Genomic DNA, 20,179 nt, shown 5'->3' with positions numbered 1-20,179 from the left:
TGTGGTGGTCAAAAGACCCAAATGACCCCTCTAAGTGATAGGGCAACCGCGCGTCGATCGGCAGGCTCTTTCCGCCCCGCTCCGGCGTAAAATTCACAGCGTAGGAGGTGGCGACATGACCCTAGTACTCAGCAAAGCCACAACAGTCCTGCCGGTCGATGATGCGGAACGTGCCCGGCGTTTCTATGCCGAGACCCTGGGGCTCCCGCACCATGGCGTGGCAGACGACGGAAGTGAAATGTTCGGCAGCGAGGGCGGCCCCATGCTGCAGCTCATGCCGGTCAAGGACGGGAAGCACTCCGAGCACACGGCACTGAGCTTCGAGGTCTCCGAGATCGAACGGACCGTCCGGGAGATGGAATCCAAGGGTGTGCAGTTCCAGGACTACGACCTTCCCGATCTGAAGACCGAGAACCACATCTGCACCACAGCATCGGAGAAGTGCGCCTGGTTCATGGACACAGAGCACAACATCCTCTGCCTCCACGAGGACACGACGTCGGTGGCTGACTACCAGCTCTGACCTTTGGCCCAGTGGTTCAAAGGCGCCCCGGATTTCCGGGGCGCCTTTCGTGTTTTTGGCGCGACCGACGGCGGTCCGGGGGCACATTGACACGGACACGCCGGTATTAGCCGGCGAAACGCGTGCCGGGGCCCTCAAAGTGCCCCCGGATCGCCGCCACCGTCGGCCGGGCGGGATCTGCGCCCGGGCACCGGCGTCCCCATCAGTGAGCCGCCGTCTGTCACGTACACGTTGATTTGCGCAAGCTGCGCGACCGGGCGGTGGAGCGGCTGGTTGCACCCGGGCTACAGCATTGTTGCTCCGCGGTGGAGTTCTATGGCGACGATGGTGACGTCGATCGTGCCAGGGGTGAGTCCGGTGTGGCTGATGCTCTCACGCACGCGTCGCCGAACCGTTTCGGCGACGTCGAGGGCGGTGTAGGCGATGTCGGTGGCGATATAGAGGTGGACGCGTGCGGTGCCGTCGCTGATTGTCGCCGTGACGCCGGTTCGCCGGTACGTGCCGTCCTGGCTGCCGGAATGGCGGAGGTTTTGCAGGGTGGCGGGACCCAGCCGCGCCAGAAGGCCTTGGAGCGCTGGTTCAAGTCTGAGGACTCCGGGTGTTTCCAGTGTGGTGCGTGTGGCGATGGAGGCGATGAGCCGGCTGGTGATGAGGGCGCCCTTGAGGGGTTGGTCAGGCATCGTAAAGGTCCTCAACAGTGATGTTGACGGTTCCGGCGCCAATACCGACGCCTGACGGAAGCGCGTTGCTGATCTCTTGTCGCAACGCCTCCATTGTTCGAGGGATGATGATGCCCCGGGCGGCGGCCACCCAAAGATTGACGATGAGGCGGGGACGGGCAACGGTGGCGGTGCCGTTGGTTCCGGAGGGGTGGTCTTCACCGGTGAGACTGGCAGTAGCCGAGCGTATTTCGATCCGGCAGCGTCGTGGGTGGACGCCGGGGATCGCTGCGGCCGCGACCCGGATGAGGGAGCTCAGGGCCCGTTCGCTGATCTCCGTGGTGCCGCTGCCTGCGCTGCGCAGGCGGATACTGCTGCCGCGGCGGACGTCAGCGCGAGCCACATCCATGATGGCGTTTTCAATCCCGGGACGGGGTTTCAGTGCGGGATCGTGAAGGTCGCTTTCGCGCAGTAAACGGGTTGCTTCGCCGAGTCTTCGCAGTCGGGTTCTGGCAGTTTGGCATTGGTCACAATGCTCTTCGTGCGCGGTGGGTGGCCGGTCGATGGTGGCCCAGATGCGGTCGATGCTTCGGCCGCAGCCGAGCCGGGGGATGTCATCTAGCGCCATTCGCTCATCCCTTCTGCTATCTGGTGCCGTGCCCGGGCAAGTGTGCCGCGAACCGTTGTCGGGCTGATGTTCAGCGTGACACCAATCTCGGCGTAACTGCGTCCGTGCATTTCCCGCAGCAACCAGCAGGCCCGCTGTGCCGGGGGAAGCGTGTTCAGGACAGCGGTCAGACCATCCTGTGCGGCGGACCATTCAGTCGCATGAGCCGGATCCGAACCGGCCGGCACTGCGCGGGCGCAGGCTTCGGGAATGGTGTCCATGTCATCCGGTTGGATGCAGTGCACGGTATGGGCGGAGCGCTTTCGCAGCAGGTCCAGGCATTTGTTCGTCGCCAGCCGGTAGATCCAGCCACCGAATGCATCGACGTCAGCGAGCATGGGAAGACCGCGCCAGCTCGTTGTCAGAGTCTCCTGCACGATGTCTTCGGCTTCGCCGTGATCGTTGAGCATCCGATACGCCAGCCGAAAGAGTCTGTACTGATAGGTGAGCACCAGGTGTTCGAATGCCTCCAGGTCGCCGTCCTGGGCACGGGCGACGATGCTCGCCTCATCCAGGTCCGGTTCGAAACCGGGGCCATGATCACCCATGCGCTGTCCATCCAGTCCGGTGACTTGCCGGTGTTTGGCCCCAATATGCCACAGCCGGGCACCGACGGGAACCATGCCGAGGTTGGGCTGCCCGGTGAGAAAAAAATACTGCGCCATCACGTGACGATTCCGGTCGGGTTTCGTCTTCATCGGTGTACGTACGATCACCAGTCCCACGAGGAGATGTTTTCCATGACAGAGACACCCAAAACCCCCGGAACTGCCAGCGGCGTCATGGCCACACCCGACGAGCAGATGCGCGGCGGCGCGCTGGAACAAGTGAAGGCAAGGGACGCACTGCACACCGACCGCGGCGACACCACGATCGAGGAAACCGTGGTGCAGAAGTTGGCTGGCATAGCGACCCGCGAGGTTCCCGGTGTGTATGCCATGGGCAGTGCCGGCCGCCGGGCGTTCAGCGCACTGACGGAACGCATTCCCGGTTCCCAGACCAATGTCAGCGGCGGCGTCAGCGTGGAAAAGGGCGAACGTCAGACAGCCATCGATGTCTCCATCGTCGTCGACTACGGGTTCTCCGTGGTGGAGGTCAGCCAGGGCATCCGCCGCAACATCATCCAGTCCGTTGAGCGCGCCACCGGGCTGGAAGTGATCGAGGTGAACGTCAACGTTACCGATGTCCACCTGCCCGAAGAGGAACACGACGACCAGCAGGTCCAGAAGACCCAACTGCAGTAACTGCCCGTCAGAATCCTCCGCCAAGGGGAACGGGACGATGAGGAAAAAGGATGGCTATGTCTACTACACGTTGGTGCATGACGATAGGACTAGTGCTGGGAATCGTTCTGGGCTTCGGCGGCTGGGTGGCGCTGCTGTCCGCGGTGATCCTCGGTTTTATCGGACTGCTGGTCGGCCGGGTCGCGGAAGGAAAACTCGACGTGCAGGCCCTGTTCGGTAGAGCCTCGAGCCGATGAACCCGCCAGGAGCCCACGCCCTGCCCTTGCCCGGGGGCGGGGCCGGGGGCGGGTCCTTGCCCGAGTCCGGGGACGCCGGTTCGGACTTGGTCGAGGCGGGCACACGGGGGCAGACCGTCCTGGCGGCAAGGGTGATAGAGAAAATTGCCGCCCAGGTGGCCAGCGACGAATCCTCCGCCGGCGGTTCCTCCGGCGGATTTCTGGGCGTCGGAACCCGCGCTGATCTCTCCACCCGGCCCAAGGCATCAGTGGTACTCAGCGGGAACATCGCGACTCTAAGCGTCGAGGTCGGGATGCCGTATCCGGTGCCGTTACGCCAGGCCACCGAGGCCCTGCGCGGCCGGATCAGGACCAGAGTGACAGAGCTGACCGGAGTTGACGTCCGACAAGTCGACATCAGGATCTCGTGGCTGACCACCGACACCAACGGACGAAGGAAGTTGCTATGAGCCGGGACGGCCAGCGGTCCTCGCGCCTGCGGCACCGGCCCAGCCGCGCCATCCCGTCAATCATCGCCGGAACCCTGCTCCTGGCCGCCGGCGTCGCCTTGGCCTGGTCGGCCATCACCCGGCTGGCCAACGGCACGTGGCCCACCCTGCTGCAGGGACCACGTGACTGGCTCGCCGTGCTGGCGTGGAATGACCCCGCCATCCAGCAGATCGGGATAGCCGCGGTGGTGGCGGGGGTGGTCCTGTTGCTGTGCGCCTTCATTCCCGGAGGGTTCAATGCCCTTACCATCGATGATTCCCGCAGCGGCGCCGGGGCTGGGGAGCCGCCGGTGCAGGAGCGGGAAACAGTGATGACCCGCCGCGCCGTCGCCCGCCTGGCGAAAGCCCGATGCCTCCAGATCGACGGCGTCGGCTCGGCCGCAGCGACAGCCACCACCCGGCGCGTCCACCTCAACGTGACGACCTCCCTGCACGAGCCCGGCGACCTGCGTGCCAGGATCACCGACGCTGTCCGTGCCCGTCTGGAAGAAACCGGGCTCTCCCCGGTTCCGCAGGTGACGGCCACGGTCCGGTCCAGAGACTGAGACCATTCGCGCACCCGCCCGCAGCGACTATTTGAAGGATGGTTTCCGATGAGACAAACCGCAGGAACCCTGAACCGGACCTGGCTGGCCATTCTCGGCATCCTTGCCCTTGTTGCCGGCACCGCACTGCTCCTGCAGTCCAACGGGACGCTGCATGCCCTTTTGAACACCGCCCGCTTTTGGGAGTCCGTCGTCACCGGCGACCTGCACGCGTTCTTCGCCCAGCCGTGGGTGGTGGCCGTCATACTGATCATCGGTGTGATCATGGGGGTGCTGGGGCTGCTGTGGATAATCGCCCAGATCCCGAGGAAAAACAGGGCCGCCGCCTATCGCCTCCATGATGACGGCAGCCAGGGATTCACCCTCTGCGACTCGTCCGTCCTCGCCACCGCCGTTGAAAGCCGGATCAACAACCTGCCCGGCGTCGTCACTTCCGCGGCCCTGCTGCGGGGAACAGCCAGAGCTGCCGACCTGAGCCTGAGGGTGACGGTCAATGACAGGGCCGACGTCCAGGACCTCATCCACCGCATTCAATCATCCACGCTACCGGAGCTCTCCTCCGCGCTGGAAGCGCCCCTGCAGCGCAGCCAGCTGCAGATCGACGTCAGCGGGCGAACCCAAAGCACCGGAACCGTGGTGCATTCCACGGGGACTGTCTTGCACTAGCAACGCGGGCACGGCGCGGTCGGAACGCCGGCCGGGCAGGGGCACATTGACACAGATACGCCGGGATTTGGCCACGAAGCCACTGTCGCCGCGCTCATAGTGCCCCCGGACCGCCGTCGTGCGCGGACGCCGCGAACGGCGCGCGGCCTACTGCGGGACGTGGAGCCCGTGGAAGGCCATGGTGATGATGTCGTCCGCCAGCTTCTCGGGGGAGAGGGAACCGCCGGGCTTGTACCACTCAACGATCGAGTTGATGGTGCCGAAGAGGAGCCGGGTGACGGTGCGGGGGTCGATGTCCTTGCGGAGCGAGCCCTCGTCACGGGCGGCGGAGATCAGCGCAGCGACCTTGTGGTCGAACGTGCGCCGGCGTTCCATCGCGTCGCGCTCGATCTCCGTGTTGCCGCGCAGCCGCAGCAGCAGCGTGACGAACGGAAGCCGGTCCACCAGCACCGAGATGGTCTCGCGGAGGACGAACTCCAGCCGGGCCTCGGCGCTGCCGGTGGTGGCTTGCGGCTGTTCCAGGATGGCCTCGAGCCCGCCCAGGGCGTGGTCCAGCGCCAGCTTCAGGAGGTCCCCCTTGGACGGGACATGGTGGTAAATGGCGGACTTGGAGATGCCCAGGTTCTCGGCCAGGATCCCCATGGACGTGGCGTCGTAGCCGTGGCGGTTGAAAACGTCCACAGCGATCACCAGGACCGACTGCTGGTCGTAACCGGGGCGGCCGCGTTTGGTGGTTGCTGCTGTGGGGGACATAGTGGCTATTTTCTCACGATCAGGAGATCGGTCAGCCCCGGTGGCCGGCCTGGCATCGCAGGCGGGCCACCGGGGCTGGACGGGATGGGTCAGGCCTTGGGACGCAGGTCGTAGATCCGGCGCAGCTTGCCGTTGGACCGCTCCAGGGAGCCGGGCTCGACGACGTCGACGGCGCAGGAGGAGCCGACGTGGATCTTGATCTGCTGCTGCAGGACCTTGGCGGCGGACGCCACACCCTCCACCGAGACGGTCTCGCGGCGTTCGATCCGGACAGTCAGCTGGTCCATCCGCTGGCCTTCGGGGCGGGTGAGCTCGAGCTGGAAGTGCGGGCTCAGTTCGGGGATGCGCAGGGCGATCTCCTCGATCTGCGACGGGAACAGGTTGACGCCGCGCAGGATGATCATGTCGTCGCTGCGGCCGGTGATGCGGCCCATGCGGCGGTGCGCGGGGCGGGCCGTGCCGGGCAGCAGGCGGGTGAGGTCCTTGGTGCGGTACCGGATGATGGGCAGCGCCTCCTTGGTGAGGGAGGTGAAGACCAGCTCGCCGTGTTCGCCGTCGCCCAAGACCCTGGAGGGGTCGAACGCGTCGATGATTTCGGGGCGGAAGTGGTCCTCCCAGATGTGGCTGCCGTCCTGGGTCTCCACGGCTTCGCCGGCCACGCCCGGGCCCATGACCTCGGAGAGGCCGTAGATGTCGCAGGCCTTGATGTTCATGGTGGTCTCGAGCTCGTGGCGCATCTCCTCGGTCCACGGCTCGGCGCCGAGGACGGCGTACTTGAGCGAGGTGGAGGCGGGGTCGATGCCCTGCTTCATCATGGCATCGGCGATGGTGAGCAGGTACGTGGGCGTGGCCAGGATAGCGTCCGGCTTGAAGTCCTGGATGAGCGTGATCTGGCGCTCGGTCTGGCCGCCGGAGATGGGGATGACCGTGCAGCCCAGGGCCTCGGCGCCGCCGTGGGCGCCAAGACCGCCGGTGAAGAGGCCGTAGCCGTAAGCGTTGTGGACCTTCATGCCGGGGCGGACGCCGGAGGCGCGCAGCGAACGTGCCACCAGCTTGGCCCAGTCCTCGAGGTCCTTCTTGGTGTAGCCGACCACGGTGGCGCGGCCAGTGGTGCCGGAACTGGCGTGGATGCGGGCCACCTCGTGCTGCGGCACGGCGAACATGCCGAAGGGGTACTCCAGGCGGAGGTCTTCCTTGGTGGTGAAGGGGAATTTGCCCAGGTCGGAGAGCTCGCGGAGGTCCGTGGGGTGCACGCCGGCCTCGTCGAACTTGCGCTTGTACAGGGGGACGCGGTCGTAGGCGTACGCCACGGTGTGCTGCAGGCGGCTGAGCTGCAAGGCCTCGAGCTCGTCGCGGGAGATGGTTTCTTCGCGGTCCAGGACGGCTTCGCTGGCGGGGGCGACGGTTTCTTGGGTCATCTGGGGTTCCCTGTTTCTATTTCTTGGAGATGGTGCGGCTGCGGCCGCGGAACTCGGCGACGAGTTCGCCCGGGGCGGTGTCGGTGGGGAGTTCGCCCGGAACGGTGGCGGCGGGTGCCGAGCTGGAAAGCACGGCGCCGGATGCCGGCGCCGCGGGTGCGTCTGCAGGATCGGCGGCGTAAATCTGGATGTCGTAGAGGCCGCTGCGTCCCGTGCTGGCGCGTCGGTTCGCGACGGCGGTAAGCACCTGGCCGCGGAACGCCGGCTTGAGGAAGTTGATGTCGACGCCGGACGCCACGGTGATGTTGTTCTCGTCCGCCGGGGTGGGGTTTGTCTGGTTGCAGGCCAGCGCGAACGCGGTGTCGCCGAAGGCGAAGATCATTCCGCCGTGGGCCATGCCGAAGCCGTTGAGCATTTCCCGCCGGAGCGTCATGCGGATGGTGGCATGCCCGTCGTCCAGGGCCACCACTTCGATGCCCATCCACTCCGAGGCATAGTCGTCTTTAAGGATGGGGTGGGCGAGCCCGGAAATCGTCAGTTCAGCCATGCGTCATTGCCTCCAGCTTTATTTACCGAATGTTCATTAGGTAATCCCATTTGGGTGCCACTGTCAAGAGCTGGCGGGCTTGTGAAGCTCTCGTCGGAGGCCCGCCGAACGGCAGAAATCCGGCAAAACTCCGGACCGGGTCCGGCAAAAGACCCGGCCGGAAATCCCGCAGCACCGCAGCCCCGTCGCCGGCACCCCCGCGAAGAGAAACGCAAAGAGAAAGTAGGCTGGGAGGGAAGCATTCCTCCACAGCAAAGGGCGGGCCATGGCCAAGGGGATCTACGTCAGCGCGACCACACCGGGATCCGGAAAGTCGCTGATCGCGCTGGGGCTGGCGGACACGCTGCACCGGCACGCGGACCGGATCGGCTTCTTCAAGCCGGTGGTCCACGGTTCCGACGCCGCCTCGGACCCGATGGTGGCCCTCATGAAGGCCCGGTTCGACCTCGATGACAACCGCTGCCGCGGCGGCCTGACCTTCGCCGAGGTCCGCGGGCTCTTGGCCGAGGGGAACCGGGCGGAGATCGACGCCCGGTGCGTGGAGATTTTCGCCGAGATGTCCCGCCACTGCGACGTGGTGATCGTGGAGGGCACCGACCTCACCGGCCAGGACGCCGCCGTCGAATTCGATCTCAATGCCCGGCTCGCGAACAACCTGGCCGCCTCCGTGGTGGCCGTGGTGGGCGCGAAGGGGCGCACCGTCGAGGAGGCCGCGGACGCCGTCGAGGTGGCCCGGAAGGAACTGGCGGCGGAGCGCTGCAGCCTGCTGGCCATCATGGTGAACCGCGCCGATCCGGAGGACGTGGACGGGATTGTGGCCGCCGTGAAGCCCGGCGCGTCCGGCCGGCCCGTGTACGTCTTCCCGGAGCTGGAGGACATTGCCCGGCCCACCACCGGCGAGGTGGCCGCGGCCCTGGGGATCCGCCAGGTGGCCGGCCGCCAGGACATGGAGCGTGACGTCCGGTCCATCAAGGTGGCGGCCATGAACGTGGCCAACTTCCTGCACGTGCTCGACGACGGCGCGCTGGTGATCGTCCCGGGCGACCGTGCCGACGTGATGGTGGCGTGCCTGGCGTCGTCGTTCTCGCCGGAGTTCCCGGTGCCGTCGGCGCTGATCCTCACCGGCGGCCTGGCCCCGGACCCCAACATCTATTCGTTGCTGGCGCAGGCGCCGTTCCCCGTGTTCGCCGGCCCGGATGACACGTACACCACCGCGAAGCAGGTCTCCGAGGTCCGCAGCGAGATCTGGTCCGGGCACCGCCGGAAGGTGGCCTCGGCGTTGGGGCTGTGGGCCAAGCGCGTGGACGAGGCGGAGCTGGTGGAGCGCCTGCACCTGCCGCGGCTGGAGCGGATGACGCCGCTGCGGTTCCTGCACGACCTGATCGAGCGGGCGCGGCTGCAGCGCCGGCACATTGTGCTGCCCGAAGGCAATGACGTGCGGATCCTGCGCGCCGCGGAGATCCTGCATCGCCGGGACGTCTGCGACCTCACCATTCTGGGCAGGGAATCGGAAGTGCGGGAACTGGCGTCCACCCAGGGCATCGACATTTCCGGCATCACCATCGTGGACCCCGCCACGTCCGAGCTGCGCCAGCAGTTTGCCGAGAAGTACGCGGAGCTGCGCGCGCACAAGGGCGTGGACCTGGCCCGGGCCCTGGAGGTCATGCTGGACGGCAGCTACTTCGGCACCATGATGGTGCAGCTGGGGGTGGTGGACGGCATGGTCTCCGGCGCCGCGCACACCACGGCCCACACCATCCGCCCGGCACTGGAGTTCGTCAAGACCCGCGACGGCGTGAAGATCGTCTCCTCGGTGTTCCTGATGCTGATGCCGGACCGGGTGCTGGTGTACGGCGACTGCGCGGTCAACCCGGACCCGAACGCCGAGCAGCTGGCGGACATCGCGCTGGCCTCGGCCGAGACCGCCACGCAGTTCGGCGTGGACCCCCGGGTGGCCATGCTGTCCTACTCCACCGGCGGCTCCGGCAGCGGCGAGGCGGTGGACAAGGTGCGGCAGGCCACCGACGTGGTGAAGACGCGCCGCCCGGACCTCGCCGTCGAGGGTCCCATCCAGTACGACGCCGCCGTGGACGCCGCGATCGCGCAGTCCAAAATGCCCGGCTCCTCCGTGGCCGGGCAGGCCACGGTGTTCATCTTCCCGGACCTCAACACGGGCAACAACACCTACAAGGCGGTGCAGCAGTCCTCCGGCGCGGTGGCCGTCGGGCCCGTCCTGCAGGGGCTGCGCAAGCCGGTGAACGATCTCTCCCGCGGCTGCACGGTGGAGGACATCGTGAACACCGTGGCCATCACCGCCGTGCAGGCGCAGTCGGTGGAGCCCGCCGTCGAGCCCGCCGCGGCAGGCGCCCGCGCGTAGCCAGGCGCACAGAAAGGGCGACGCCGGTACCCGGGTGGGTGCCGGCGTCGCCCTTTGGTGTGCTGATCAGTCAGCTGTTTTCCGGCTAGCTGTTCTCCGGCTCCGCCGGGCTTTCCGGGTCTTCCTCCTTGGCCGGCTCATCCGCCAGCCCTTCCGGCGTGAGGTCCAGGTCCTCCACGTTCTCCGGCGGCTCGGGGGACTCGCCCACCTCGGCGGCCTTGTAGTTTCCGGTGTCGTCCAGGGCCGGGTTGGCGCCCTCGACGCCGGTGGGATCCTTGGTCCCGGACCCGGCGTCGGTCTTGTTGGTGTCCGGTTCGGTGCCCTCAGGCTGGGTGGCGTTCTCGGTCACGGAAGTCCCTTCGTGGGTTGCGGCACTGGTCCGCCGACTCTAAGCGCCAGCCGAGCCCGATGCAATGGCGATACGATCGAACCTCCACCGAACACCGCTGCAGCCACAAGGCTTAGGAGGCCCAGTGCTCGTCCTCGTCATCAACTCAGGCTCGTCCTCACTGAAGTACCAGGTCCGCGATGTGGAGGCCGGCAGCGTCCTTGCCGAAGGGCTGGTCGAGAAGATTGGGATGGGCAACGGCGGGGAGGGCGACGGCCAGGTCGAAGGCCCCCGCGACCACGCGGAGGCGCTGGAGCAGGTGGACGCCGAGATCCACCAGGCCCTGGGCAGCCGGACGCTCGACGCCGTCGGGCACCGGGTGGTACACGGCGGCGAGCGCTTCGCCGAGCCGGTCCTGGTCAACAACGAGATCACCCGCGCCATTGAACGGCTCAACCCGCTGGCGCCCCTGCACAACCCGGCGAACGTGCTCGGCATCCGCGCCATCTCGAAGAAGTGGCCGGACATGCCGCAGGTGGCCGTGTTCGACACCGCCTTCCACCGCACCCTGCCGGAGCACGCCTGGCGCTACGCGGTGCCGGACGAGCTCTACACCAACCACGGGATCCGCCGCTACGGCTTCCACGGCACCTCCCACGAATACGTGGCGCACCGGGCCGCGGCGCTGCTGGACGTCCCGGTGGACGAGTTCGACGCCGTCATCGCCCACCTGGGCAACGGGGCCTCGGTCACGGCCATCCGCGGCGGCCAGTCCGTGGACACCTCCATGGGCTTCACCCCACTGGAAGGCCTGGTGATGGGCACCCGCTCCGGCGACCTGGACCCCTCCATCCTGGTCTTCCTCGGCCGGGCCGGCTGGTCCCCGGAGGACCTCGACGCCATGCTCAACCGCCAGTCGGGGCTCAAGGGCCTGGCCGGCAACAACGACATGCGCTCCGTGGTGGAAGCCTCGGAGGCCGGCGACGCGAAGGCTGCCATGGCGCTCGCCGTCGCGTCTTACCGGCTGGCGAAGTACATCGGCGGCTACCACGTGGCGGTCGGCGGGGCGAAGGCCCTGGTCTTTACGGCCGGGATCGGGGAGAACTCGCACCAGTTCCGCGCCCTCGTGGCGGAGCGGCTGGGTGCCCTGGGTGTGGAGCTCGACGGCGGCCTGAACCGTGAGCGGTCCAAGGAGCCCCGGGTGATCTCCTCGCCGTCGTCGGCCATCCCGGTGCTGGTGGTGCCCACGGACGAGGAGCGGGCCATCGCCGAGGCCACGGCCGCCGTCGTCACCGGCGCCTCGGTCTCCCGGTGACGGAACTAAACCTGCCCATCCGTACCGGGCGGTTGGTGCTGCGCCGCTTCGAGGCCGGGGACCTGGACGCGTTCCACGCCTACCACTCGCTGCCCGCGACCGCCCGCTTCCTGCCGGGGGAGGCGAAGAGTTACACCAAGTCGATGGAGTCAGTGGGCAAGTACGCCAACTTCGTTTTCGAGAAGGAGGGCGACTGGATCTGCCTGGCCATCGAGGCCGCGGATTCGCCCGGCCTGCTGGGCGAGGTGGTGCTGAAGTGGCTGCCGGGGCGCGGCCAGGCGGAGATCGGCTGGAGCCTTGCTCCGGGTGCGCGCGGCCGGGGGATCGCCACCGAGGCCGCCGCGGCCCTGCTGGACCTGGGCTTCGGCGAGCTGGGCTTCCACCGGATCGACGCCAAGCTGGACGCCCTCAACACGGACTCCGCGGCCCTCTGCGAACGCCTCGGCATGCGGCTCGAATCCACCCAGGTGGACAAGTGGCACTACAAAGGGAAGTGGGCCACGGAAGTCGTCTACGCCATCCTCGAGCACGAGTGGAAGGCCCGCCGGTAGGCCTAGGACCCGCTGCGGGCGTGTTCCTGACGGCGGCGCGACGCTCCCGCCCAGTTACTCCCGGCGGCATTGCCATGTGCCCGCGGTGTGCCGCGGTTCTTCGGGGTTGCTGGGGGCTCCGGAGCTGGGTAACTGGGCTGGAGTGTCGTCGCCCGGGAGAAGGTTGGCGCAGCAAACGCGCCCGCCAAACCCCCGGTTCGATCTCCCCCGGCAATTTCCGCGGCGGCAAATGTCCCATGACGCGCAAAAGGCCCAGCGCCGCGTTATACACGTAGCGCTGGGCCTTTCGCGGGTCGCCAGTCAGGAACCGCGTCGCCGGTCAGGAACCGGGTCGCCGGTCATGAACCTGCTCGTCGCTTACGGTGCCGGTGCTGTGCCCGTCGGGGTGGGCGACGGCGTCACGGTCGCCGGTGCTGTGGCCGTACCCGCGGTGCTCGTGGGCTGCGGTCCGGCGGGTGCCGTGGCCGGTGCCGTCGCGGTGGAGGTAGCCGCCGGCGCGGTGGCCGTGGCACCGGGAGTGGCCCCGGAAGTAGCGCCCGGTGTGGCCGAGGGGCTCGCGGTCTGGCTGGCGCCCGGCGACGCACCCGGTGAAGCGGGGGACGCGGCACCAAGCTTGGCGCTGGGGTCGTTCCGGATGACCTCCATGATCTGCGCCTTGTAGGCATCCAGCCGGCCTTGGATCTCGGACAGCGGCACGTCCTGCAGGGTCCGGCCGAACTCCGCAATCTCCTGCCACAGCGCAGCCAGCCGCGACGTGCTGTCCGCGCTCAGCGGCCCGTCCAGGGTGAGCACCAGCTGGTCCGCCAGGGCATAGGTCAGGCAGCGGAGGCAGTTGTAATTCGCGGCGGCCGAGAGGTTCTCCGGCACCACCACATCGGCCTGGCCCACAATCAGCACCACCTGGAAGCCCACCGCCACGGCGGAACAGTCCGCGCAGCTGGCGAAGGCGTAGGCCTCGTTGCGGGTGGTGACGTCCTCGCCGTCGTCGGCCCACACCAGAGCGAAGGCGACGTCGTAGACCACGGAGCCGTCCGTGGTGTTGACGGCCAGCGCCTGGTTGCCGTCCTCCTCCGCCGCGGCCGGGCGGTCGAAGGGGAACACCCACGACGGCGCATCGGCGGCAGTCCCGGCGTCCCGCGGCACCAGCACCATGCTGAGCTGCGGATCTTCACGGGTGGGCTTCTCCGTACCGGCGGGCCAGAGGGCGACGGTCCGCCCGGCCTGGCCCTCCCGCATGCCGGTGGTGGCGCCGGCCGGGAAGATGGCGGTGGTGGCGTCGGCCAGGGTGCCCCGCTCGTAGGGCTGCACCGGGCGGTAGGTCTCGCCGCCGGGCCACCAGGCCCAGGCGAGGCCGGCCACCATGGCGCTCATGACGGCGAGGGCGGTTCCGCGCTGGAGGGCCTTGCCGCGGGTCTTCGTCCACAGGGCCGTCACCACCTGCCGGACCAGCCGGGCCAGGATGTACAGGATGCCCAGCACAGGCAGCGCCACGCAGGCAATCGCCAGGATCCGCACCGCCGCGCCGGCAATGTCCCCGTCGGCGAGGGCACTGTTGAACATGGCGTACTGCTTCTGCCCGCTGTCCCACGCCGTGCCGAGGAGCCGCGGCAGGGAAATCACCATCATCACCAGGCTGAACGCCAGCAGCGGCACCGTGATGAGCACCCATGCGGTGACCACTGCGCGGGCCCAGGGCTTGAGGGCCTGCGCTTCGGGGTCCTTCCGGCGCCAGGGCAGGAGGCTGAGCAGGGTGGGCTTGATCCGCTGGAAGAGGTCCGGAACGCCGGTGGCGTCGGCCAGGATGTGGTACCCGTCAAAGCGCACCAGCGGGAGGAGCTGCCGCACCATCTGCAGCACCTGGGTCACCACCACCAGCAGGAGCGCGTCGAAGCCGGTGGCCCACCAGAGGCCCATGATGGCGACGGCTACGATCGCGTTGAAGTAGAGCCCGCCCAGGTCGGTGCGGATGCGGCCCGCCCGGCCTAGCCGGTAGGAGTCGGTGACGTCGGTGAAGAACGCGGGCCAGATCAGGTAGAGCCCGGTGCCCATGGCGCCCGGGGTGGCGCCGCCGCGGCGGGCGGCCGCGGCATGGCCGAATTCGTGGAACCCGGCGGACAGCACGGTTACCAGCAGGATGAGCAGCACCAGGCCCGGGTTGGCGAAGGCCTCGTGGGTGGCCGAGGCAAGGCCCTTGACCATCAGCACGTACCAACAGCTGGCGAGGAACCCGGCGGTGACCAAAACCACGATCAGCGGGCTGAAGAGCACCGCGAAGGGCGCGGTGAGGCGCCGGGTGCGCTCGGGGTCGGTAACGGTGTAGCGGAACTTCATCCCCAGCAGCGGGTCGGCCTTGCGGACCTCGGGCTGCGAGCCGTCGGCCAGCCGAAGCAGGCCCAGGGGCAGCAGCTGGGTGTCGATCAGCGTCTGGACGTTCTCGGCGCTAACCAGCCGGCCGGACCCGGCGCTGGCGTGGCTGGCGATTTCCTCCAGCCCGCGGGTGCCGTCCACCGCCTCCAGGACCTGATACAGCAGCGGGGTGAGCTGCAGGGTCTGGCCGTCGGCGCGGCGGACCAGGGCCGGCGGTTCGCGGTAGCCGGAGCCCTGCGCCGCGCCGAGGAGCTGGACGCCGTCGGCCAAGGCAGGGGCCGGCTGGGTGGCGGTGGCGGTGCCAGCCGCCGTCGGGGTCCCGGCACCGGAAGGCGTTCCGTCGGAGGGTTCGACGGCGGCGGGCGACGGCGGCGCGGACCGTTGCGGCGCAGGGGAAAGCGGCGGGCCGTCCGGGGACGGCCCGCCGTGCGGGGTGCTCATCCGGGGTGCTACTGCCGGAGGTCGGACTGCTGGTCGGCGGAGGCGTTGGCCTCGCCCGTGATGTTCTGGTTGATGATGGCGTCCTGCTGGGACACGGCGAAGGCATCGCTGTCGATCGAGCCGATGTTGGCTGCGACGGCGGCGTCGATCGGGGCGGCAACGTTGGCGTTGGCGGCCACGGCACCGTTGATCGGGGCGGCGAGGTCGGCGGCCGCGTCCAGGTCCACGTTGACGTTGAGCAGGTTGGAGTTGAGCGCGCCTGCGAGGTCGGTGGGCAGGGCGCCCTCCTCGGCGGTGGTGTCGGTGGTGCCCGTGTCGCCGCCGTCGGTGCTGCCGGTCTCCTGGTCGATGGTGCTGTCCTGCGCGGCGTCGGCGTTGGCGTCGGCGTCGATACCCTGGTTGATCACCACGCCCTGGTCCGAAAGGGCCTGCGCTTCGGAGCCGTAGGACAGGATGTTCGCCGAGGCTGCGGCGTCGATCGGGGCGGCCACGTTGGCGTTGGCTGCGACGGCGAGGTCAATGGGTGCCGCGGCGTTGAGGCCGAGGTCCAGGTCCGCGTTGAGGTCCAGGACGGAGGCCACTTCCTTGTCCGGGAGGGCGGTGCCTGCCTCGGCCATCAGTTCGGCGTCGCTCAGCGGGGTCATTCCCTGTTCAATGCTCACGATTTAGCTCCAGTTCCGGCACGGATTCTGCTGCCCCCATTGAGCAGTTTCTAACCGTCGTGCCTGATCAGGGTCAATAGTAAGCATGATTATCATCTAATCGATAGATGACTCCCGAAAAATCCCCCGCCCAGGGAAGCCGGAACTTCGTAGACCTGACGCGAATGGCCGCTATGACGGGTTTCATAGCGGCCATTTGCGGTAGATCGGCGAACCTGGGACCGAAGCGCGGAGCGGCGGCTACTTCAGCCCGGCCCCGGGCAGCAGCTCCGTAGCGCCGAGGGAATCAGCCACGAACGCGTAGTCCCACGCCCGTTCCTTCCACTGCACGTACCGGCCGGAGGCGCCGCCGTGGCCGCCCTCCATTTCGATCTTCATGACGATCGGCTCGCTGCCCGTGTTGAGCTCGCGCAGCCGCTGCACCCACTTGGCCGGCTCCACGTAGAGCACCCGGGTGTCGTTAAAAGAGGTGACGGCCGCGATCTTGGGGTACGCCACCGCACGGACGTTCTCGTACGGGGTGTACGACTTCATGTACTCGTACACGGCGCGGTCGGTGATGGGGTTGCCCCACTCCTCCCACTCCAGCGCGGAGAGCGGCAGCTCGGGATCCAGGATGGTGGTGAGGGCGTCCACAAACGGGACGGCGGCCACGATCGCCGCGTACTTCTCCGGTGCCAGGTTGGCCACGGCGCCCATCAGCAGCCCGCCGGCGGAGCCGCCCATGGCCGCGATCCGGGCCGGGTCCACCCAGCCGGAGCCCGCCAGCCAGTCGGTGGCCGCGATGAAGTCCGTGAAGGTGTTCTTCTTCTGCAGCTTCTTGCCGGTGTCGTACCAGTTCCGGCCCAGTTCCCCGCCGCCGCGGATGTGGGCGATCACGAACACGATGCCGCGGTCCAGCAGGGAGAGCCGCGGGATGCCGAAGCTTGGGTCCATGCTCATCTCGTAGGAGCCGTACCCGTACACCAAGCCCGCCGCCGTCGAATCCTGCTGCACGGAGACGTGGCGCAGCACGGAGAGCGGGATGCGGGTGCCGTCGGCGACCTCCGCCCATTCGCGGGTGGCGACGTAGTCCGCGGCGGAGTAGCCGCCGAGCACGGGGCTTTCCTTCCGCAGCAGCAGCTCGCCGGCGGGCTGCTCCGCGGTGGGCAGCACAAAGTCGTACACCCGGGACGGCGTGAAGTAGGAGGTGTAGCCCATCCGGATCACGGGGGCCTCGTAGTCGGAGCCGGCCACGCCCGCGGTGTAGAGCTCCTCGTCGAAGGCGGGCTCCACCGGCGCGCCCTGGTCCGGCGTGCCCAGCCCGGCCAGCGGCAGCACCTGGACCCGCTCGATGGTGTCCTTGCGGACGGAGACCACCAGGTGCGTGGAGGTGACGCCGGCGCCGTTGACGCGGACCAGGTCGGAATGTTCGACGACGGCGGTCCAGTGCTGCTCGGCGACCGGCTTGGCGAGCTCGGCCGGGTCCACCAGGGAGACCATCGAGTTGATGGCGTCCTTGTTGTGCGTCAACAGGATCCGCTCCTGGACCCGGCCCGCGTCGTCCGCCAGCAGGAACGGCTCCGCATCGTAGAGGATGCGCTCGTCCCGGGAGATCACGGTGGTCAGCCCGGCGTCGAGCGCGTCGAAGCGCAGCAGCCGGGTCTCGCTGAACTCGGAGCAGCCGATGCTCAGCACCAGGTGCCGCCGGTCGGCGGAGAGCTCGAAGCCCAGCCACATGGCGACGTCGTCCTCCTGATAGACGAGCTCATCGTCGGCCACCGGCGTCCCCAGCACGTGGGACTTCACCTGGTAGGGCCGCCACGAGTCGTCCACCACGGTGTAGAAGATCCGGGTGCCGTCGGGGGAGAAGGCGATGCCGTAGAAGACGTTCTCAATCACGTCCGGCAGGAGCTCCCCGGTGCGCAGGTCCTTGATCCGCAGTGTGAAGCGCTCGTCGCCGGCGTTGTCCACGGCGTAGGCGTACAGGTTCCCGTCGACCGTGACGGCCGCCCCGCCGACGGCGAAGAACGGCTTGCCTTCCGCCTCCACGTTGCCGTCCAGCAGGATCTCCTCGCCGGGGATCTGGACACCGACTTCGACGGCGGGAGGGGTCCAGTCGGCCACGCGGTCCCCGGTGTCCTGCGCCCGGACGCGGCACTGGATGCCGTACTCCTGGCCCTCCACCGAGCGGGTGTAGTACCACCAGCCGTCCTTGCGGTTGGGCACGGAGAGGTCCGTCTCCTGGGTGCGGCTCTTGATCTCGCCGAAGATGGCCTCGCGCAGCGGCTGCTGGTGGGCGGTGACGGCCTCCTGGTAGGCGTTTTCGGCCTTGAGCAGCTGCACAACCTCAGCCGATTCCTTGTCCCGCAGCCACTCGTAGTTGTCCTCAAAGGCATCACCGTGGTGCGTGCGGAGGGCAGGGATTTTCTTGGCGACGGGGGGCTGCGGGGAGGGCTGCACAGGAGTCTGGGTCATGGCTCCAATCTACCGGCAGGGCGGCCGACGGCGGGCTGGCGCGACGGCCGTGCGTGGCGGGGGTCGTGTAGGGAGGACGACGGGACCAGCTGAGCTGGAGTGCCGGCGGGCCGGGTATCAGTTCCCGTTCTGCAGCCCGTTCGCGGCGATGTACTCGCCGAGGGTCCCGGAGGCTAGCGCGGCGGACACGGCGGCGGTGGCGGCACGGTCCTCCACGACGATGGACTGCCCGTCCCGGCTGAAGCCCGTACCCGCGGTGGGGAGCGTGAAGAACATGGCGTTGCCCGGAGGTGTGCTGCGCAGGCTGTACACGAGCTGTTCCAGCGTCTCCACGGTGAGGCCGGGGGACACCGTGACGTGGGGGAGGACCGTGGACACCAGCTGCTTCACGGTGTTCCGGTCGCTTAGCCCGCCCTCGGCCGCCATCTTCGCCATCACGGCCTTGAGGAAGGTCTGCTGGTTCCGGACGCGCTGGTAATCGCCGTCCGAGAAGGCGTGGCGCTCGCGGACGAACGCCAGCGCCTGCAGGCCGTTCAGCCGGTTCACCCCCGGCGGGAAGTACACAAAATCGTCCACGGTCCCCTGGAAGGGCTGCTTGATGTCCACGTCCACCCCGCCCAGGGCATCGGTCATGGCGGCGAAGCCCTGGAAGTCCAGCATCACAGTGTGGTTGATGGGCTGGCCCAGCAGCGACTCCATCGTCTGCGTCATCAGCGGCACCCCGCCGAGCTCCAGCGCGGCGTTGACCTTGGCAGCGCCGTAGCCGGGGATGGCCACCCAGAGGTCGCGCATGATCGAGATGCCGTAGATGGCCTGCCGGTCTGCCGGGATGTGGAGGAGGATGAGGGCGTCCCCGCGCTGGTCTGACGCCGCGCCGGAAGCAGCGACAGCCCGTTCATTGATCCGGCTGTCGCTGCCCACCAGCAGGATGTTCAGGGCCGTCGGCGGCGGATCAGGAGTTGGCGTGGGTGTGGGTTCCGGCGTGGGCGCCGCAGATGTCGCCGGCGGGGCGGAGCTTCGCGGCGGGGCCGCGGTTTCGGTCCGCGGCCTGTTGATCAGGAACGCGGCGACCACGATTCCCAGGACCGCCAGTACGGCCACAATGGCGACGGCGAGGGTCCGGCGGCGGTTCCTGCCGCCCGGCGCCGCGGCGGTGCCTGTGGCTGCTTCTGCTGGTTCCGGCGACGTTCCCATGGCCGGACATTACCACCGCGGTACGCCAAAAAACCGTGGCAGCACAGGCGAGTTAATTGGTCAGCTGTTCTGCCGGGCGAACCGCAGGATGGTGAGGATGGCCGGGGCCAGCTCATCCTCCATCTGGTCATACACTTCCTGGCCGCGCCGGTAGGGATCCACCACGTCGTTGTCGGCAGCATCCGCCGCCAAAGCCAGATGCCGCACCGAGGCTGCGCGGGCGGGGAGCTCCCGCCAGAACGCCGGAAGGTCGACGGCGGCGGACGGGGCGTCGCGCTCTTCCAGGACCTTCAGCATGCGGGCAAACTCCCGGATGGTGAAGGTCCGCTTCAGCAGTGAAGCGTCCGTCTGCATTACGGCGCCGCGGTGCTTGGCGGTCATGGCCAGCACCAGGTCCTGTTCCCGGAGGATCTTTGGCGTCAGCAGCCGGGCCGCGAAGCCGTCCGGGGTTCCGCCGTAGGTCCGGATGATGTCCGCGGACGCCGGCTGGATGGGGTCGCCCACCATGGCCCGGGTTCCGGCACTCCGCACCTCGAAAGCACCCGGCTGCACCTGGTCCAGGCCGGCCTGCAGCAGGCGTTCGGCCACGGGCGAGCGGCAGATGTTGCCGGTGCAGACCGTGAGGATCTGGACGGGGTGTGGCGCTTCCAAGGTTTTCCCAACTTCCTGTAGCGAGACTCGTGCAGGCGGCGTGGTTTCCGAGTCTAGCCGCGCCGGGCAGGACCGGCCCGTCCCCGGGAG

Annotated in this window: 21 protein-coding genes; 9 read left to right on the top strand and 12 right to left on the bottom strand. The window is 68.2% G+C overall.

Annotated features, from left to right (window positions below; genetic code table 11):
* Positions 1–115 precede the first annotated feature (115 nt).
* On the top strand, positions 116–523 hold the full coding sequence (locus ACTWQD_RS07005; RefSeq protein ID WP_443195419.1) for a VOC family protein: 408 nt from the start codon (positions 116–118) through the stop codon (positions 521–523).
* 284 nt (positions 524–807) lie between these two features.
* Here ACTWQD_RS07005 and ACTWQD_RS07000 read toward each other — a convergent pair whose 3' ends face one another.
* From ACTWQD_RS07000 to ACTWQD_RS06990, 3 genes are read right to left on the bottom strand one after another with little or no spacing between them, the layout of a single operon-like run.
* On the bottom strand, positions 808–1,203 hold the full coding sequence (locus tag ACTWQD_RS07000) for an Asp23/Gls24 family envelope stress response protein (protein ID WP_443195418.1): 396 nt from the start codon (positions 1,201–1,203) through the stop codon (positions 808–810).
* The gene (locus tag ACTWQD_RS06995; protein ID WP_443195417.1) at positions 1,196–1,810 is read right to left on the bottom strand and encodes an Asp23/Gls24 family envelope stress response protein; all 615 of its coding nucleotides are present in this window, start codon (positions 1,808–1,810) and stop codon (positions 1,196–1,198) included. Before ACTWQD_RS06995 ends, ACTWQD_RS07000 begins: the two co-directional genes overlap by 8 nt.
* The gene (locus ACTWQD_RS06990) at positions 1,801–2,574 is read right to left on the bottom strand and encodes an RNA polymerase sigma factor (RefSeq protein WP_443195416.1); all 774 of its coding nucleotides are present in this window, start codon (positions 2,572–2,574) and stop codon (positions 1,801–1,803) included. The genes ACTWQD_RS06995 and ACTWQD_RS06990 overlap by 10 nt, the downstream gene beginning before the upstream one ends.
* A gap of 78 nt (positions 2,575–2,652) precedes the next feature.
* Here ACTWQD_RS06990 and ACTWQD_RS06985 point away from each other — a divergent pair, with 78 nt between their 5' ends.
* The 5 genes from ACTWQD_RS06985 (at position 2,653) to ACTWQD_RS06965 (ending at position 5,028) form a co-directional block, all read left to right on the top strand.
* Positions 2,653–3,093: an Asp23/Gls24 family envelope stress response protein gene (locus ACTWQD_RS06985; RefSeq protein WP_443195539.1), complete on the top strand. Its 441-nt coding sequence runs from the start codon at positions 2,653–2,655 to the stop codon at positions 3,091–3,093.
* A gap of 77 nt (positions 3,094–3,170) precedes the next feature.
* Complete coding sequence (locus tag ACTWQD_RS06980) at positions 3,171–3,329, top strand: hypothetical protein (protein WP_443195415.1); 159 nt, start codon at positions 3,171–3,173, stop codon at positions 3,327–3,329.
* Entirely contained in the window at positions 3,326–3,778 is a 453-nt protein-coding gene (locus ACTWQD_RS06975; RefSeq protein ID WP_443195414.1) for an Asp23/Gls24 family envelope stress response protein, read from the top strand. The genes ACTWQD_RS06980 and ACTWQD_RS06975 overlap by 4 nt, the downstream gene beginning before the upstream one ends.
* On the top strand, positions 3,775–4,362 hold the full coding sequence (locus ACTWQD_RS06970; protein ID WP_443195413.1) for a DUF6286 domain-containing protein: 588 nt from the start codon (positions 3,775–3,777) through the stop codon (positions 4,360–4,362). The genes ACTWQD_RS06975 and ACTWQD_RS06970 overlap by 4 nt, the downstream gene beginning before the upstream one ends.
* Before the next feature lie 48 nt (positions 4,363–4,410).
* Positions 4,411–5,028 carry a hypothetical protein gene (locus tag ACTWQD_RS06965; RefSeq protein WP_443195412.1) on the top strand — a complete coding sequence of 206 codons (618 nt, stop codon included), beginning with the start codon at positions 4,411–4,413 and terminating at the stop codon, positions 5,026–5,028.
* A gap of 147 nt (positions 5,029–5,175) precedes the next feature.
* Here ACTWQD_RS06965 and ACTWQD_RS06960 read toward each other — a convergent pair whose 3' ends face one another.
* The 3 genes from ACTWQD_RS06960 to ACTWQD_RS06950 all read right to left on the bottom strand — a co-directional run bounded on the left by ACTWQD_RS06960 (position 5,176) and on the right by ACTWQD_RS06950 (position 7,746).
* Positions 5,176–5,781, bottom strand: a complete 606-nt coding sequence (locus ACTWQD_RS06960; protein WP_443195411.1) for a TetR/AcrR family transcriptional regulator — start codon at positions 5,779–5,781, stop codon at positions 5,176–5,178.
* Positions 5,782–5,870: 89 nt separating this feature from the next.
* Positions 5,871–7,199, bottom strand: coding sequence for a phenylacetate--CoA ligase PaaK (gene paaK, locus ACTWQD_RS06955; RefSeq protein WP_443195410.1), 1,329 nt, complete (start codon positions 7,197–7,199; stop codon positions 5,871–5,873).
* Positions 7,200–7,215: 16 nt separating this feature from the next.
* The gene (locus ACTWQD_RS06950; RefSeq protein ID WP_443195409.1) at positions 7,216–7,746 is read right to left on the bottom strand and encodes a hotdog fold thioesterase; all 531 of its coding nucleotides are present in this window, start codon (positions 7,744–7,746) and stop codon (positions 7,216–7,218) included.
* Positions 7,747–8,011: 265 nt separating this feature from the next.
* Here ACTWQD_RS06950 and pta point away from each other — a divergent pair, with 265 nt between their 5' ends.
* Positions 8,012–10,123, top strand: coding sequence for a phosphate acetyltransferase (gene pta / locus ACTWQD_RS06945; protein WP_443195408.1), 2,112 nt, complete (start codon positions 8,012–8,014; stop codon positions 10,121–10,123).
* An 85-nt stretch (positions 10,124–10,208) separates the two neighbouring features.
* On the opposite strand, the gene ACTWQD_RS06940 is transcribed toward pta, so the two are convergent.
* Entirely contained in the window at positions 10,209–10,472 is a 264-nt protein-coding gene (locus ACTWQD_RS06940) for a hypothetical protein (protein ID WP_443195407.1), read from the bottom strand.
* A 124-nt stretch (positions 10,473–10,596) separates the two neighbouring features.
* On the opposite strand from ACTWQD_RS06940, the gene ACTWQD_RS06935 reads away from it, so the two are divergent.
* Positions 10,597–11,766, top strand: coding sequence for an acetate kinase (locus tag ACTWQD_RS06935; protein ID WP_443195406.1), 1,170 nt, complete (start codon positions 10,597–10,599; stop codon positions 11,764–11,766).
* Positions 11,763–12,317 carry a GNAT family N-acetyltransferase gene (locus ACTWQD_RS06930; protein WP_443195405.1) on the top strand — a complete coding sequence of 185 codons (555 nt, stop codon included), beginning with the start codon at positions 11,763–11,765 and terminating at the stop codon, positions 12,315–12,317. Before ACTWQD_RS06935 ends, ACTWQD_RS06930 begins: the two co-directional genes overlap by 4 nt.
* Positions 12,318–12,674: 357 nt before the next feature.
* On the opposite strand, the gene ACTWQD_RS06925 is transcribed toward ACTWQD_RS06930, so the two are convergent.
* The 5 genes from ACTWQD_RS06925 to ACTWQD_RS06905 all read right to left on the bottom strand — a co-directional run bounded on the left by ACTWQD_RS06925 (position 12,675) and on the right by ACTWQD_RS06905 (position 20,089).
* Entirely contained in the window at positions 12,675–15,125 is a 2,451-nt protein-coding gene (locus ACTWQD_RS06925) for a hypothetical protein (RefSeq protein WP_443195404.1), read from the bottom strand.
* Positions 15,126–15,133: 8 nt separating this feature from the next.
* Positions 15,134–15,787: a peptidoglycan-binding protein gene (locus tag ACTWQD_RS06920; RefSeq protein ID WP_443195403.1), complete on the bottom strand. Its 654-nt coding sequence runs from the start codon at positions 15,785–15,787 to the stop codon at positions 15,134–15,136.
* 240 nt (positions 15,788–16,027) lie between these two features.
* Positions 16,028–18,244 (bottom strand): S9 family peptidase, encoded by a 2,217-nt coding sequence (locus ACTWQD_RS06915; protein ID WP_443195402.1) that lies wholly within the window; start codon positions 18,242–18,244, stop codon positions 16,028–16,030.
* Between the two features lie 117 nt (positions 18,245–18,361).
* Entirely contained in the window at positions 18,362–19,438 is a 1,077-nt protein-coding gene (locus ACTWQD_RS06910) for an LCP family protein (protein ID WP_443195401.1), read from the bottom strand.
* 60 nt (positions 19,439–19,498) lie between these two features.
* Positions 19,499–20,089 (bottom strand): arsenate reductase/protein-tyrosine-phosphatase family protein, encoded by a 591-nt coding sequence (locus ACTWQD_RS06905; protein ID WP_443195400.1) that lies wholly within the window; start codon positions 20,087–20,089, stop codon positions 19,499–19,501.
* Positions 20,090–20,179: the final 90 nt, after the last annotated feature.

The sequence above is a fragment of the Pseudarthrobacter sp. 1C304 genome (assembly GCF_052245515.1).
Taxonomy (GTDB): Bacteria; Actinomycetota; Actinomycetes; order Actinomycetales; family Micrococcaceae; genus Arthrobacter.
Note: the sequence above shows the minus strand (reverse complement) of the source record. Positions and strands in the feature narration are given on the sequence as shown.

What these genes read in the sequence shown, in the direction of transcription:
- ACTWQD_RS06975 (WP_443195414.1), top strand. Translation starts at nt 3,326, where the DNA reads ATGAACCCGCCAGGAGCCCACGCCCTGCCCTTGCCCGGGGGCGGGGCC.
- paaK (WP_443195410.1), bottom strand. Translation starts at nt 7,199, where the DNA reads ATGACCCAAGAAACCGTCGCCCCCGCCAGCGAAGCCGTCCTGGACCGC.
- ACTWQD_RS07000 (WP_443195418.1), bottom strand. Translation starts at nt 1,203, where the DNA reads ATGCCTGACCAACCCCTCAAGGGCGCCCTCATCACCAGCCGGCTCATC.
- ACTWQD_RS06985 (WP_443195539.1), top strand. Translation starts at nt 2,653, where the DNA reads ATGCGCGGCGGCGCGCTGGAACAAGTGAAGGCAAGGGACGCACTGCAC.
- ACTWQD_RS06950 (WP_443195409.1), bottom strand. Translation starts at nt 7,746, where the DNA reads ATGGCTGAACTGACGATTTCCGGGCTCGCCCACCCCATCCTTAAAGAC.
- ACTWQD_RS06980 (WP_443195415.1), top strand. Translation starts at nt 3,171, where the DNA reads ATGACGATAGGACTAGTGCTGGGAATCGTTCTGGGCTTCGGCGGCTGG.
- ACTWQD_RS06965 (WP_443195412.1), top strand. Translation starts at nt 4,411, where the DNA reads ATGAGACAAACCGCAGGAACCCTGAACCGGACCTGGCTGGCCATTCTC.
- ACTWQD_RS06915 (WP_443195402.1), bottom strand. Translation starts at nt 18,244, where the DNA reads ATGACCCAGACTCCTGTGCAGCCCTCCCCGCAGCCCCCCGTCGCCAAG.
- ACTWQD_RS06960 (WP_443195411.1), bottom strand. Translation starts at nt 5,781, where the DNA reads ATGTCCCCCACAGCAGCAACCACCAAACGCGGCCGCCCCGGTTACGAC.
- ACTWQD_RS06970 (WP_443195413.1), top strand. Translation starts at nt 3,775, where the DNA reads ATGAGCCGGGACGGCCAGCGGTCCTCGCGCCTGCGGCACCGGCCCAGC.
- ACTWQD_RS06995 (WP_443195417.1), bottom strand. Translation starts at nt 1,810, where the DNA reads ATGGCGCTAGATGACATCCCCCGGCTCGGCTGCGGCCGAAGCATCGAC.
- pta (WP_443195408.1), top strand. Translation starts at nt 8,012, where the DNA reads ATGGCCAAGGGGATCTACGTCAGCGCGACCACACCGGGATCCGGAAAG.
- ACTWQD_RS06910 (WP_443195401.1), bottom strand. Translation starts at nt 19,438, where the DNA reads ATGGGAACGTCGCCGGAACCAGCAGAAGCAGCCACAGGCACCGCCGCG.
- ACTWQD_RS07005 (WP_443195419.1), top strand. Translation starts at nt 116, where the DNA reads ATGACCCTAGTACTCAGCAAAGCCACAACAGTCCTGCCGGTCGATGAT.
- ACTWQD_RS06925 (WP_443195404.1), bottom strand. Translation starts at nt 15,125, where the DNA reads ATGAGCACCCCGCACGGCGGGCCGTCCCCGGACGGCCCGCCGCTTTCC.